The organism is Neobacillus sp. YX16, from assembly GCF_030123505.1.
Classification (GTDB): Bacteria; Bacillota; Bacilli; order Bacillales; family Cytobacillaceae; genus Neobacillus.
Genome location: NZ_CP126115.1, coordinates 1,696,688 through 1,711,114, shown reverse-complemented (window position 1 = coordinate 1,711,114; position 14,427 = coordinate 1,696,688). Strand labels below are relative to the sequence as shown.

16 protein-coding genes and 1 pseudogene are annotated in these 14,427 nt (G+C 36.1%); 3 read left to right on the top strand and 14 right to left on the bottom strand.

Going from position 1 to position 14,427, the window contains the following annotated elements; genetic code table 11:
* Positions 1 to 142 precede the first annotated feature (142 nt).
* The 3 genes from QNH48_RS08405 to QNH48_RS08395 form a co-directional block, all read right to left on the bottom strand.
* On the bottom strand, positions 143 to 601 hold the full coding sequence (locus tag QNH48_RS08405; RefSeq protein WP_095251899.1) for a hypothetical protein: 459 nt from the start codon (positions 599 to 601) through the stop codon (positions 143 to 145).
* Between the two features lie 107 nt (positions 602 to 708).
* Complete coding sequence (locus QNH48_RS08400) at positions 709 to 1,806, bottom strand: SDR family oxidoreductase (RefSeq protein WP_283954542.1); 1,098 nt, start codon at positions 1,804 to 1,806, stop codon at positions 709 to 711.
* 130 nt (positions 1,807 to 1,936) lie between these two features.
* Entirely contained in the window at positions 1,937 to 3,514 is a 1,578-nt protein-coding gene (locus QNH48_RS08395) for a peptide chain release factor 3 (protein ID WP_283954541.1), read from the bottom strand.
* Between the two features lie 185 nt (positions 3,515 to 3,699).
* Here QNH48_RS08395 and QNH48_RS08390 point away from each other — a divergent pair, with 185 nt between their 5' ends.
* Together QNH48_RS08390 and QNH48_RS08385 are read left to right on the top strand one after the other, a co-directional pair.
* A complete protein-coding gene (locus QNH48_RS08390) occupies positions 3,700 to 5,436 on the top strand; it encodes an AAA family ATPase (RefSeq protein ID WP_283954540.1) in 1,737 nt (578 codons plus the stop codon).
* 62 nt (positions 5,437 to 5,498) lie between these two features.
* A complete protein-coding gene (locus QNH48_RS08385; protein ID WP_283954539.1) occupies positions 5,499 to 5,906 on the top strand; it encodes a YkvA family protein in 408 nt (135 codons plus the stop codon).
* Between the two features lie 154 nt (positions 5,907 to 6,060).
* On the opposite strand, the gene QNH48_RS08380 is transcribed toward QNH48_RS08385, so the two are convergent.
* The 9 genes and pseudogenes from QNH48_RS08380 to phaQ all read right to left on the bottom strand — a co-directional run bounded on the left by QNH48_RS08380 (position 6,061) and on the right by phaQ (position 11,971).
* A complete protein-coding gene (locus QNH48_RS08380) occupies positions 6,061 to 6,201 on the bottom strand; it encodes a YjcZ family sporulation protein (RefSeq protein ID WP_133369561.1) in 141 nt (46 codons plus the stop codon).
* A gap of 34 nt (positions 6,202 to 6,235) precedes the next feature.
* Positions 6,236 to 6,328 (bottom strand): YjcZ family sporulation protein, encoded by a 93-nt coding sequence (locus tag QNH48_RS08375; protein ID WP_095252056.1) that lies wholly within the window; start codon positions 6,326 to 6,328, stop codon positions 6,236 to 6,238.
* 121 nt (positions 6,329 to 6,449) lie between these two features.
* Positions 6,450 to 6,875, bottom strand: coding sequence for a CotY/CotZ family spore coat protein (locus tag QNH48_RS08370; RefSeq protein WP_283954538.1), 426 nt, complete (start codon positions 6,873 to 6,875; stop codon positions 6,450 to 6,452).
* Positions 6,876 to 6,898: 23 nt separating this feature from the next.
* The gene (locus QNH48_RS08365) at positions 6,899 to 8,119 is read right to left on the bottom strand and encodes an ATP-grasp domain-containing protein (protein ID WP_283954537.1); all 1,221 of its coding nucleotides are present in this window, start codon (positions 8,117 to 8,119) and stop codon (positions 6,899 to 6,901) included.
* Between the two features lie 234 nt (positions 8,120 to 8,353).
* Positions 8,354 to 8,458: pseudogene (locus tag QNH48_RS30525) on the bottom strand (Ger(x)C family spore germination C-terminal domain-containing protein); the annotation flags it as partial.
* A gap of 40 nt (positions 8,459 to 8,498) precedes the next feature.
* Positions 8,499 to 9,332 carry an undecaprenyl-diphosphate phosphatase gene (locus tag QNH48_RS08360; protein ID WP_283954536.1) on the bottom strand — a complete coding sequence of 278 codons (834 nt, stop codon included), beginning with the start codon at positions 9,330 to 9,332 and terminating at the stop codon, positions 8,499 to 8,501.
* 140 nt (positions 9,333 to 9,472) lie between these two features.
* Complete coding sequence (locus QNH48_RS08355; RefSeq protein ID WP_283954535.1) at positions 9,473 to 10,669, bottom strand: C40 family peptidase; 1,197 nt, start codon at positions 10,667 to 10,669, stop codon at positions 9,473 to 9,475.
* Between the two features lie 269 nt (positions 10,670 to 10,938).
* Entirely contained in the window at positions 10,939 to 11,553 is a 615-nt protein-coding gene (locus QNH48_RS08350) for a hypothetical protein (RefSeq protein ID WP_283954534.1), read from the bottom strand.
* Complete coding sequence (gene phaQ / locus QNH48_RS08345) at positions 11,534 to 11,971, bottom strand: poly-beta-hydroxybutyrate-responsive repressor (RefSeq protein ID WP_095249710.1); 438 nt, start codon at positions 11,969 to 11,971, stop codon at positions 11,534 to 11,536. Before phaQ ends, QNH48_RS08350 begins: the two co-directional genes overlap by 20 nt.
* A 148-nt stretch (positions 11,972 to 12,119) precedes the next feature.
* Here phaQ and QNH48_RS08340 point away from each other — a divergent pair, with 148 nt between their 5' ends.
* Positions 12,120 to 12,902 carry an alpha/beta fold hydrolase gene (locus QNH48_RS08340; protein WP_283954533.1) on the top strand — a complete coding sequence of 261 codons (783 nt, stop codon included), beginning with the start codon at positions 12,120 to 12,122 and terminating at the stop codon, positions 12,900 to 12,902.
* 48 nt (positions 12,903 to 12,950) lie between these two features.
* Here QNH48_RS08340 and QNH48_RS08335 read toward each other — a convergent pair whose 3' ends face one another.
* Together QNH48_RS08335 and QNH48_RS08330 are read right to left on the bottom strand one after the other, a co-directional pair.
* Positions 12,951 to 13,661, bottom strand: a complete 711-nt coding sequence (locus QNH48_RS08335) for a polyhydroxyalkanoate biosynthesis repressor PhaR (protein WP_283954532.1) — start codon at positions 13,659 to 13,661, stop codon at positions 12,951 to 12,953.
* Between the two features lie 18 nt (positions 13,662 to 13,679).
* The gene (locus tag QNH48_RS08330) at positions 13,680 to 14,414 is read right to left on the bottom strand and encodes a hypothetical protein (protein ID WP_283954531.1); all 735 of its coding nucleotides are present in this window, start codon (positions 14,412 to 14,414) and stop codon (positions 13,680 to 13,682) included.
* Positions 14,415 to 14,427: the final 13 nt, after the last annotated feature.

Sequence of the window (14,427 nt, the reverse complement as noted above, 5' to 3'; positions counted from 1 at the left end):
TTCCGCTTGTTTCTCCAATTCTTTCACCTTATCGTTTTTAACACCCTTTTTCCACTAAAGATGTACGTTTAATCAGTACCTTTTTATGGGGGCATAAAAAAATTCTTAACAAAAAAGCTACTAATCAATTTCTGATTGGCAGCTAATTTCGTGATTTTAATATCCATTTTATTAAAAATCCAATGAGTAACCCCGGAATAACAAATAACATTGGTAAAAAGACAGGACCTGGATGAACATTAAAGATGGTAACCTTTGGTGAAATCATTAATCCAACTGTGACAAAATAGGCAGAAAATACAAATGGTAAATAAGAATACTTTTCCTCAAGCGGCATGGCATATCGATATCCATCCCACATTGAAAACATATAAACACACGGGTAAAACATTAGCCACTGATAGTTTACGACCGATTCAGCACGTTTAATTTCACCAAGAAAACTATACATGATTGCACTATTAAAATGACTGTTCATATTTATAATAAATTCTAGTATCACAAACAAAATACCTTTGATGTACTGGCCACTTAATAGCTGACTGAATCCTGGAAAGGCTATACTCCATAAGACTGCTTCTAATTTACTCAGTTTTTTCATTTTTCTATCTCGCTTCTGATGTAAGTTACTTCCAAATTAGTTTTACCAGTAACGGACCGAATAAACGAGGAAAGAGAAATATTTTAAATAATACCGTTTAGATACAATCATAAAATAGGTATTTGATAGTTTGGATTATCCTTTTGTTTTAGGTAAAAGGCAGTCATTGGCTTTAGACCATCTTTAAAATCAGGACATATAATTCCTGATTCCTTTAAATCATTAACAGCTTGTGTGCAATCAAAATGACCCATCCAGGTGAAATAATCTAGTGCTTCTTTTTCAACCCTGAGATACCTTCTCATCGGCTTTATAGAAAGAAACCATTTGCCAACTGTTAATGGGAGGGTACCCATCGGTTTCTTGTTAATCAATTCCTCCATCATAAAGGTGTAAATTTCAGACGCACGATAAGGACTAGGGTCCGTCAAATGATAAGTCTTACCAATCCCTTTCTCCAAAAAGCTGAGATAAGTAGTTGCCTGAATGATATAGTCTATTGGTACTAAATTTACATATGCTTCTCCCTTGCCCAATTTCGGCAGCAGAGGAAGAAATTTTAATCGATCTAAAAAATTCATCATAAAATAGGGACCATCAAATTTAATCGTCTCTCCAGTTTGTGAGTGACCTTTAACAATGCCAGGGCGAATAATGGTAATGGGAATTTCCCTTTTTAGTTTATCCACTAAAACTTCAGCCTCATACTTTGTTTCCTCATAATGATTTTTGAAACTTTTCGGACGAATAAGCTCTGACTCATATAAAGTTCCTTCACGAGTACCTACAACATATGCAGTACTAAAATACACATAACGTTTTAATTGAGTCAATCCTCTTACCCAATTATTCACATTATTTGTTCCTTTCACATTAATTTTATAGGCAATATCCCTTGGTACTGCCAAATCATAAATTGCTGCAAGATGAAATACATGTGTTATCTTTCCATTTAGGTATTCATGGTTATCGATTGAACTCATGAGAGATGGCTGGGTAATATCACCTTCTATAAGGACAAATGCTTCATCCTTTAGATCTAGTTCTTTCATAATAGCTTGACGTTCCTTCCTTGCTTTATCCATCATCCCTTGAAGAACTAGTACATATATAACACCCTTTAAATCATTCCTTTTTAAAACTTCCCGAATTAATTGGTTGCATATAAAACCCGGAAATCCTGTAAAAAAGTACCCATATTCCATGATAATCCCCCCAAAATATGTTAATGACATTTGTACTAATTGTATGTCGTTTCCAATAATAGAGTCAAGTTATAATCTGAATTTTCAGTATATTTTAATCAAAAAAATTGACGGGAATATCCCGTCAATTTTAGTCCTGATCCATAGGGTTATAGAGCTTCACACCTGGATTTTTTTCTTGGAACCAACGAAGCGCAAAATCATTTTCAAATAAAAAGACATAATGATCAAAGCGATCCTTAACAAGGAGACTTCTTGAGCTTGAAAGATTTTCATCAACAACATCTCCTTCAACCCATCTTCCTATTTTTGACCCCATACGTTCCATCAATACCTCAGCATTATATTCATTTCTCATTCGATGTTCAAAGACCTCGAATTGTAATTGTCCAACAGCACCTAACAAGTAATCATCTGTTTTCACAGTTTTATAAAGCTGAATAGCTCCTTCCTGAACTAACTGCTGGATTCCTTTATAAAAGGATTTTTGTTTCATTACATTCTTAGCAGAGACTCTAACAAAGAGCTCAGGAGTAAATTGCGGAAGTCTTTCAAATTGGAAATTCTCTTTACCTGAGGTAATCGTATCTCCAATTTGGTAAGTACCAGTATCGTAAAGGCCGATAATGTCCCCGCTGACAGCTTCATCAACCGTGCTTCTTTCTTCCGCCATAAAGGAAGTTGATTGAGAAAGCTTTATTTGTTTACCTAATCGCGGAATATTTACAGTCATTCCCCGTTCAAATTTACCCGAACAAATCCGAACAAACGCAATCCGGTCACGATGAGCCGGATTCATATTTGCTTGAATTTTAAAGACAAATCCCGAAAATTGCTCAGCGAGTGGATTAATTTCTCCAATAGATGAATTACGAGCCTTAGGAGGTGGAGCAAATTGCAGGTATGTCTCTAAAAAGGTTTGGACCCCAAAAGTCGTTAATGCACTTCCAAAGAAAACGGGGATAATCTTTCCATCAGCTACTTTTTCAGGAGAGAAATCATTACCAGCTTCGTTTAACAGCATAATCTCTTCCAGTGTTTGATCATACAATCCCGAAATCTTTAAAGGATGATCACCTTCTATTTCTCCATCACCATTTAATGGAATGAAACGATCTTCTTCATTTACTCTAAACTGTTCAATTCGGTTGTAATATCGGTCGTAAATACCAAGAAATTCTTTACCCATCCCAATTGGCCAGTTCATGGGATAAGTCTCAATTCCTAGTACCTCTTCTAATTCAGCAAGCAGCTCTAATGGCGCTTTCCCTTGTCGGTCCAGCTTATTAATAAATGTGAAGATAGGAATTCCACGCATTCGGCACACTTTAAATAGTTTTAAGGTTTGCTCCTCAATCCCTTTTGCAGAGTCGATAATCATTACCGCACTATCTACAGCCATTAGCGTACGATAGGTATCTTCACTAAAATCCTGGTGACCTGGTGTATCCAAAATGTTGACACGGAAATCATTATAGTCAAATTGCATAACGCTGGATGTTACTGAGATTCCACGTTGTTTTTCAATTTCCATCCAGTCACTTGTCGCAAACTTACCAGTCTTTTTTGCTTTTACTGTTCCAGCGTCGCGTATAGCTCCGCCAAACAATAATAATTTTTCTGTAAGTGTTGTTTTCCCGGCATCCGGGTGGGAGATAATCGCAAAGGTTCTGCGTGATAGTACTTCTTCTTTAAGTTTGTTACCCATTTCAAATTCCTCTCTTTTAACAATCAAAAAATTTTTCTCGTACCCTTAATCTTATAGTTTCACGGTAAAATTTGCAATCCTTTAATGCAGCTCAATTGGAAATTAATTTCCATCCATTCCCACATACCCTTTTGTTATTTTCCTTTTATAATAGAGTAAGACTCTTTTTAAGGAGATGACTATAAATGAATCAAAGTAAAAAACTAGTTTCAAAGATTATTCCGCTCATCGCAGCGTTACTAATATTAATAGTTGGGATTACTTGGATTATCCAAACCACAAATAAAAAAGTAGAGATTCCTTTTTCTTCAGTAGAAAATACAATTCAAAACCAAAATGGCCAATCAGTTACACTAACTGAGTATTCAGATGGCAGCCTTCATCTTGAAGCCGGTGACCATAAATACGTATCACATGTCCCTCCAAATAGCCAAATGGTTGAAAAGCTAGTTGAAAAATATAATATAAAGTACTCATTTTCAAATAGCAGCACCTTTGGAAAGTGGATTATGGCAGGTATACTACTTGCCCTTGTCGCAACAGCTTTAGTACTTCAAAAAACAAAAGGTGGCTTCGGGCTTTCAAATTCAATGAAGAGCAGCGTTTCACAGGCACGCCCTCTTCCTTCCATTAGTTTGGAAGACGTTGGTGGGATTGGTGAAGAAATGAAGGAAGAAATCCTTCAAACACTTTCAACCCTTAAAGAACCTGAGAGAGCCATTAAGATGGGGATTAAACCACCAAAAGGTATTCTTTTATATGGACCTCCAGGTACAGGAAAAACATTACTCGCTCAAGCAATTGCCCGTGAACTAAATGCAGCATTCTTCTCAGCCAGCGGTTCTGCTTTTAATGAATTATTCGTTGGTGTTGGTGCGAGCAGGGTCCGATCTTTGTTCCAGACTGCAAGAAAACAAGGTCCAGCTGTCATCTTCATTGATGAAGTAGATGCCCTAGCTGGGAGACGTAAAGCCCATGGCGGTGAAGAAGCAGAAAAAACATTAACAGAACTGCTCGTTCAACTTGATGGCGGGCATTCAAATGATGGGATATTGTTTATTGCTGCCACAAACAGAAAAGATATGCTTGATGAAGCATTTTTAAGGCCAGGGAGAATAGATTTCACCTTCCAAGTCCCACTCCCTGATACAAAAGGAAGACGTGAAATTATTGATATTCATACAAAAGGAAAAGCACTAAGTGATGAAGTTTTAGCCAATTTAGATGCACTGGCTGAAAGTACCTCCGGCTTTTCTGGAGCGGAGCTGCAGTCATTATTTGAAACTGCCAGCAGACGTGCAGTACGAAATGGGCAACAAGTGTTAACAAAAAGTGATCTTGATTATGCTCTTGACCGAACCATATTAGGAAGTACTTCTCGTTCTTTACATGATCTCGATACGAAGCGTCGTGTAGCCATTCATGAAGCAGGACATGCTATTGTTGCTTCATTAACAAAGCCAGGTTCTGTAAGGAAAGCTACCATTATCCCACGAGGTGAGGCACTCGGTTATGTGGCACCAATACCAAAAGAACTTCATTTATCCACAACAAGCGACCTATTAGACAGAGTCGCAATGATACTAGCAGGCGGTGTCGCGGAAAGAATGCTTCTTGGGGAACATAGTATTGGTGTCAGTGGAGACGTGCAACAAGCAAAGAAAATTATCGAACAAATGGTAGACACCGGTATGCTTCAAGGTGGTTTCACCCTTACATTTAACAAACAGGATAAGGAAGTAAAGATGCAGGAACTGTTTGAAAAAGGGATAGAGAAAGCAGAGAATCTTATTATGAGTCATTATCATCAGTATCAGCATTTAGTTGATAGCTTATTAAAGAAAGAAACACTTGAAGGCTTCGAGGTTGAAGAAATTGTCTGTGGGAATACTTCTGAAAAAAATGATAATGTTTCTGCATAAATGAAATGAATGTTCCTGAGGTACACTAACTTTATGTATTCCACTTAAGGAAGTGTATGTAAATGATTGATTCAAAAATTGATTTTGAAGCAAAAAAACACCAAGAAGGTGCACATGGATACCTCGATAACCCCAAAAAGACCGAGGGGTTACTCAAAAAGGCGATCCTAAAGGCGAAAAATAACAAAGGTACTTTAGGAGAATCCTGGGAAAAGCTCCAACTATTTTTTGATTTAGTTCAAGCTTATTCAAAAGGCGAATATCGTAACGTTTCCCCCGCTACAATCTTAACGATTATTGGGGCAATCTTATATTTCGTTTCTCCATTGGATGTAGTTCCCGATTTTCTCGTTGGCTTAGGGATACTTGATGACGCCGCAGTGATTACCTTTACGTTAAAAAAATTATCAGTAGAAATTGACGAATTTAAAGTTTGGAAAAAAACAGTAACAAAAAGCCCTCTTGATTAACAAGTGGGCCTCATTTCTTATACATGTTTTGTCTAGCTGCAGCGCCTAGGGGCTCGGGGTCATAAGCCAATCCGTCCAGAAGGTTAAAGAGCAACCTTCCAGCCGGATTGGCTTATGCCTGTCTCCCCTGTGCAAGGCGCTTCCGCTTTTCGTTTTATCTAAAGCACGCTGCTCCTACGATAATCAATAGGATGAATAAAACTACGATTAACGCAAAGCCGCCGCCAAATCCGCATCCGCCGTAGCCATAACCGCCAACACCACATCCGCCGCCATAACCATATCCATAATGCATATTTAAAACCCCCTCTTTAAATTAATTGTAATCCTCAGCACCAAGAAGCCCCGATAATAATTAACAAAATGAACAATACAACTATAAGAGCAAAGCCTGCGCCAAGCCCGCCATGTGAACCAGACATTTACATTACCTCCTTTTTAAATTCCATATATCCTATTCATATCTCCAAAAATGTGCGATAGCCACTTGTATAAATAAACCGCATTTCAAAAAAAAGAATAAGCCCATTCTATATGGGCTTATTAACTCTTTGGATTAATAATTGGCAGTAAGCGATTTACTAATCTAGGTGATAACGGCTGTAATGAAGTAAAGCAGGAGAGGTCTACAATAATACAATTTGTTGTAGTTCTTAACGAAAAGATATTTTCGCACATATCTACTGGATAGCCGTCTATATCTACCGGTTCAAGAAGAGATATTGTTGCACAACATCTCTTTTCATCTATTGCCTCTAATCTAAAAACATTTGTCATAAAAAAATCTCCATTATTGGTCCAACCCCAAGCCTCAAATTGACATTTCCCGGTTGAAAGTATAAACGGAATCGTGTCATATCCAAAATCACCATTTACAAAGCGAAAATCCTCAAACGATAGTTTTTTTTGTTCTTCTAACAGTTGCCGCAGGTCGTTACAAACACATGTTTTCTTCTGATGTTCCCCCATAATTCAAACCTCCTTTCAATTATTTATATAGGCTGTAGGTAAAATTGAATTTGTTGCGCACCATTTATGGCGCACTTCCTTGCTTGGCTTTTTGAATCAGCTGCTGCTAATACATATCCGTAACGTTGTCCCATTGAGCGAGGTGGTGTGACAATTTGACCGGTTGCTGCTTTCGTATAAACCTCTATTACACCAGCTTGTTCTTCAGCAGAGTCACACCCCGATACTTTAAGTAATTTCCCAATAGAGCTAACGATTAAATATTGTGCATAGATAGCTTTTTCTTGCCTTCTTATTAAATCTGGCTCATTTCCTGCATACAACTTTATCGTCTGTTCTGCAAGATTAACACCAAACGCTTCCTCAATCATCCGATTCATAGCTCCCCCTGCCATTCTCGGATTAATCTCAATCAGCTTCCAGCCTTTTTTTGTTAATTTCATTTCCAAATGGCAAGTACCATTTCTAAATTGAAAATCCTCTATAATAGAATAAACAGTTTCTTTTAATCCCGGAAGTTGTTCCAATAACAACTTAGGACAGATAGAATAACCTGTAATAATAAAACGTTCGCCCTTTGTTACTTCCTGTTCAACAATTGCCACAATTGTAATGGTTGAGTGAAAAACCATCACTTCAATTAAATATTGTGGCCCCTCAAGATATTCCTCTACTAAAATAGGAAGCTCAGAGTTTTTTCTAAGAAGTTGTTTCACCCCCCTCTTACATTCCCAAATATTTCCGACCAATAATACATCCTTTGAACCATTTGATTGAGGCGATTTAATAATTAGTGGAAATTGGTCATTTAACTCACTTACCTCATTTTCGATGGCTTCGGGTGAACTTAGCACCTTAAAAAAAGGAGTATAATTTTTCCCGCTTAAAAATCTCCTGGTTAATATTTTATCGGTCATAATTTTCAATGGTTTAAACGTGAGTGGCGTATTACAAATAATATTCGTGAGTAAGGCAGCCAAATAAACATACTCATCTAAAAAGCTAATAAAACAGTCGACACAAGTACCCTCATTCATAAGATCAGTTATCGTTAAGAATATTTCATCCGTGTCTGACATATCAATGAGTCGAACATCATCAATTTCTTTATAATCCTCCCTTTCCTCTGCAAAAATGGTGCGGTTCGTTAAAAGAATTGTCTCGTAACCTAGTCTTTTTGCTGCTTTTATTCCTTCATAGCTTGATCCTGTTTTGTTCGTCCCTAAAAAAACAATCGAATTCATTTTTTGCACCCACCAAAGATTTTCATCACATATATTGTGATAGTTTACCTGTTACAATAAAATATTCTTTTTCTGATAGTTGGTGTAGGCTAGTTCATTATGAACGACCAGTTATTTGACCAATAAATTTAAAGTGTTACAGTTGCCTGCAAAAAAAATCAAGGACAAGTGTTTAGAAAGAAAAAAAACCATATTCTTTAGGTTTTAATCCTAAAAGATATGGTTTACAAAAAACTACTTTTTTTCACTAAAAGGACTCTTTGTTCGAATGCCGGATCTTCTTATTTTGACATTTACATCGACATTGACGATGGCATCTTTGAAATATTCATCCCACTGCTTTTCAAACCAACAACATTTCGTTGTTGGTTCACTTTAATTAAAAATACACAAGAAAAATTATTAACGCTAACAGGATTCGATATATCGCAAATGGAACAAGTTTAATTTTATCTATTAACTTTAAGAAAAAGCGAATCGAAATTAATGCAAAAACAAAGGCACTAATAAATCCCGCAATAAAAAATGGGAGTGCATCCATCGTCATATACTGCCAATTTTTCAGTAAAGAAAGAAAACTGGCACCCGCCATAATAGGCACTGCCATAATAAATGTAAAATCAGCGGCCGCTCTATGGCTCAATCCTAATAGAACTCCACCTGAAATAGTCGAACCCGAACGAGAGAAACCTGGCCACAATGATAAACATTGAATGAGACCAATTGTTAGTGCTTGTTTATACGTAATTTGGTCAACCGTTTGGATTTTTGGTGTTTTTGGACCAAAGCGATCTGCAATTATCATGAAAATTGCACCAATCACTAAACCTATTAAAACCGTCTCAGTCGAAAATAAATACTCATCTATGTAGTCTTCAAGGAGCACTCCAAAGATTCCAGCTGGAACTAATCCAACAATTACTTGAGTTAATTTTAAACGACCGCCACTTTGATTAGATATCTTACTTTTTATTCGACCCATTCCTAATAAATCGATAAATCTGTCCTTAAATGTCACCACAACCGCTAAAATGGAACCTAACTGGATGACTACTTTAAAGGTATTCGCTCCATACTTTCCTAAGAAATCTTCTGATTTAAGCCACATATCATCAACGATAATCATATGCCCTGTTGAAGATACTGGAGCAAATTCTGTTAACCCCTCTACAAAACCTAAAATAATAGCTTTAATAATCAATAATAACTCCATTTACATAACTACTCCTAACTTATCTTCTGTTTTTTACATTCAAGGATACGGAATAACTGTTTAATTGTACTCAATTTACATCGTCTTTAGCAAATAATATTTAACACAAAATAGAAGCGAGGCTAAGCTTGCCTCGCTTCTTATTGTAAAATAATGCGGTTAGCACGCCCATTGAATTTCTCTAGCCAGTAACCCGTTGTCATATCTGCAATGGCAACGCCTGTAGAACTTTGTGATCCCAAGAATTTTCCTGCACCTAAATAAATTCCGACATGACCATCTTTTTTATAGGTATCAAAAAAAACAAGGTCTCCTGGAAGCATTTCCTCTACCATGACAGGTGTACCAGTATTTTTCAAGACTTCCGTACTTGCACCAATTTTAATATCTACCTGAGCATATGCCCAACTGACAAAGGCTGAACAATCAAATCTTCCATTTGTAATATCATATTCATTTCGGCCGCCGCCAAATACATAAACGGAGTTCCCAATATACTTAAGCCCTTCAGAAATAAGACTTTTAACGGTTTCATTTGTTAATATCATTGAATCATTTAGGATTTGGTTTGGATCAATATCGGTTAAATTATACATCGTTGTAAGTGCAGAATCCTGTTGCATTAACCCTGCCTGTTCTGCAAGTGTAATCTGTTCTTTTTTCTTTAATTCTAATCTTAACCATTCATTTTGTTGTTTTTGTTCTAGAATTTGTGTCTGCATTCCTTCTAATTCCACTTTCATGCTTTGAAGCTCAGATAATTTAGCTTGTACTTGATCTTGCTTCTTCTTAATATCCTCTTTATCGACTTCATGCTTCTCAATAAGAGTTTGGTCTGCATCTACAAAAGATGCTACGGCACCAACGCGTCCTACAAAATCCTTAAAACTTGATGCACCTAGTAAAACATCAAGATAATTTACCTTTCCACCCGTTTCCTGAAAAGCTAGAGCTCGCTTTTTTAAGATTTCATTACGTTTTTTTACTTTTTCGTTTAACGATTCAATCTCTGACTCTAGTTTCCCTATTTCCATTTGAGAAGCTTTTATTTTGTTCTCCGTTTCGATAATAATAATATTATTATCGATGATAGCTTGCTCTACCCGGCTGATTTGTTCATTTATTTGTTTAATTTCCTCTTTTACTTGATTAAGCTCTACATTTCCTTTTAAAATTTCTAATTGAATTCTTGAACGCTGTTCGTCTATAGCCTCATGGTTTTTATTTTCCTCTGATTCTACTTGCTGGTTTTCATTTTCCTCGGCTTCTACTTGAAGTAATACAGTTGGACTCCCAAACGTAATTATTGAACAAAAAGCGATAATCTTCTTTTTCAATTCTTCTCCCTGCTTTCCTTCATCGCAAATCGCAATTTTTTCAGCTATGTAAAATTAGATATTTATCAATTTATCAATTTATCAAAAATAATCCTATATACCCATTTTTATCCTATTCAACTGTAATTAGAAGTATAGCATGAAATCTTGTCAATTTAATAATAGTAATATTAAATTTTTGTTTCAGAAATGCCTATATCAAATGTTCAATGATAAACATAAAGAAGCAGACCAATTTGTTTGGTCTGCTATACAATGAGTAAGAATCCTTAATTTGTTTTAAAAAGTTCTTTAACACTATTTTTTCCACGATTTACAATTTCATTATGAGTACTTCTAGCCATTTTTACATACTCATTCGTAACTTGCTGCCAGGCATTTCTGCGTTCACGTGCGTAGTCAATGTTAGCTTCAGTACTCTTTTCGAAATTATCTTCTAACTGGTCAATAATTTGGAATACAGATTTGATTGGAGTGAGAGCTAGGTTTTCTAATTGATTAGAAACTTCTTTAAGCTGCTCTTTAAGCTCTACCCTTTCATTCATCATTTCTGCTTCAATTTTCACTTCGTCTTTGATAAGCTGTCCATTGCGCGCATTCATTTGCTCCATCAATCCAGATAAAACTTCTTTGTTTGTTTTTTTAGTTTGATCATAAAGGTTACCAAGTGACTTTCTATATTGCTTGTTAAACTTAATAACTTCTTTTAGAGCTTTCACATAAGCATCTTCACGGCTTTCACGCAATTGTCTTGCCCGTTCAAGTGATTGCTCATACTGATTCCATAGTGTATCCACAAATAAACCTTCATTCTTAGTTTCTTCTGCTGCAGGTATCATTTTTTCTTCAACAGCAAGAACACTTTCACTCTTTTTCTGTGCCATCGTCCTTCCTCCTCTTTTTACTGTTTACTTTCTCTATCGAATCCTTCTTTTGAAACGAAGGAATATAGAGCTCAAGGAAACTTGAATACATTGTGAAGAATTGGTCTAGCATCGATTGGTACGACTCTAGTTGATTGGCATAGCCTTTTAAGTATGTAATACCAGCTTTTGTTATGGAATATCTTCTTTTGGCAGGACCACTGCCATTTGTATCCCACTCAGATGATACTAGTTCTTCCTTTTCTAGCTGTCTTAACAGTCTGTAAAGATTACCCTGATCAATCGTTTTAAACCCAAATGTTTGTAATTTCTGGCTTAGCTCATATCCGTGAAGAGACATCCTGCTAAGAAGCAATAGAATAAATGGCAGAACAAAATTTTTCGAAGGATTGACAGATTGATTCTCTTGATTTACCATTCTTTTATCACCTCACCTATATGTATTTTACACCTATGGGTAATATTTTGTCAACTTGACAAATAAATGTTATTGTATGGTGTAACATCACGTTTACAATTTTCGTAAGGTGGGAATAAAGATTATAAAAATTGAAGGTGGTGTCAATTTGAAACAATCGAAGGTAAGTATGTTGGAGATGCCCTATTTACATTTTGGCAAGGGTGAACCTTTAGTTCTGATTCATGGATTAGGTGAAGTGAAGGAAGGGTGGCAATTACAATTTGAACTTGCTGATCAGTACGAGTTAATTATCCCTGACTTACGCGGGCATGGTGAATGTACCAAAACTGAAGGGATATCCATTTCAAATTTCGCTTCAGATGTTATTGCTTTATTAAATGAATTAAAAATTGAAAACGCTAACATTTTAGGCTTGTCAATGGGCGGTGCTGTCGCTCAAGAGATTTATCGTCAAGCCCCCCACCTAGTACGCTCTCTCATGTTGATTAGTACATTCCACTTTTTCCCTAAGAAACTCAGAAAACCGTTATTAAATTTTAAGAAATTAAGATTAGGTGCCGCTGCAACGGATAATGATCTTAAAGAAACAGCTGCACATATGAGCCTTTACTCATGGTCAGAGGAAAATATGAATACCTTTAAGCAATATTTTCAGCCGAAACGTAACATCTTTTTACAATCTCTAAAAGCTTGTTTCCAAGTTGATAATATTTCTTTATTACCGACGATAAAAGTTCCAACTCTTATTATTGGCTGTCAATATGACTCCGTTTTACCTGTTTGGATACAATATTTTATGCACAAATTGATTCCTCATTCGGAATTTATCATCCTGCGAAATACGGGACATTTAGCAAAATTAGAAGCAACAAACCGGTTTAATCTTCTGCTAAGAAAGTTCTTAAACCGGCAAAAGTCTGCTGCTTGATTTATACGTGGGGAGGATGGGTCCTTCCCACGTATAATACGTTTTCAGTTAAACCGTTGTAACTAACTCTTTTTCTTTCGGCGTACCTATTGGACTTCCTTTACCCACAAGCCCCTTTAATGAAGCTAATTCATTCTTGATTTCGGTTAATTGACCTAATCCAAGTTTTACTTCCTCTAAATCGGTGTGAATAGTTTTTTTCTCATCAAGGTCTTTCATTTTCAAGATTTCCTTCTGTGTTTCTTTTATTTCCTCAAGTTCCTCTCTAACATCACGAAGGTTAACTTGAATAATTTTTATGTCTACTAGATCCTTACGTATTTCCTGAAAGCCATCCTTCATTTTTTTCAATTCAGATACTTCTTGAATGGTTCTGTGGAATTCTACCTGCATTTGTTTAACCATCTTAACCATTTCTTGAAACAATGCTAGATTTTCTTTATTTATTTCACTAAGACCATCCTGTAATTTCCAAATCTGTTCTTCTAAGATATCGATTTTCCCTTCCGCCTGTATTGAAAGATTGGCAACATTAGCAACATCCTTTTTGGTAGGAAGATTCATAATACCAGCCATAAGCTCTTGATTTTTCCTAAAAAGTTCCATGTAACGTGAGTGAACACCTAAGCCGGTATTAGCTAAACGAACAAATTCGTTATTATCTGCAGCCATAAACAATAGACCATTTATTTGTTTTTCCCACATCTCACTAATCTGTTTAATGCCTTCGTACGGATCATACATCTTTTCTTTTGCCATCCTTCATCACCCTTATTCTTATGATTTTGTGACTTCTTCAGCTTGTTCCATATATTTATTTAAAGGGAATATGAACGTTTTTAATTGACCGGTCAAAAGGTCTACGAAACCTTTTTGACTCTCATAAATAAGAGAGGCAGCTTGTTTTAAGGTTTTTATATATTGCATTCTTGCATTCTTCCTAAGAGAAATATATTGTTCAACCATTTGAAGATATTGATCCATCATTCGATTATTTACCACCATTTGCAGTGGTGTGTTCAAAATTGAAGCTGTTCTACTTTGAATTTGGTCAATCTGCTGATTAATATCTTCATAGGATTTCTTAGGAAAAATATGCTGAAGTACTGTAGTAGACATTAAAAATTCCTCTCTAGCAGTTCTCTCCCAATTTGCAAATTCTTTGTTAAACTGATCTCTGACAGATTTAATATTCTCCTGATTTCGTTTAATACTTTCAGAAAAGAACATTGCTTCTTTCAAAAACACATCATCACGAAAATCTGCTTTCTTTACCCATTGGTCTAACTCACGAAATGCATGGTTCCAGAGAAGGTCAAGGGATGAAAATTGTTCCTGAACAACTTCCTCCGCAAGGATTGGCTCCTGTTCCTTTGATTCTAGAATAGGTTCAGCTACTTCAGTTTCTATGACTTCATTTTCAACTGTAGGCTCATCCACAGAGTTTCGTCTCCTTTTAGTCGTTTTTGGTGTTTCAGCATTCTTTGGTTTGGTTTCTTTTTTTTCAGACAATTATTTCTCCCCC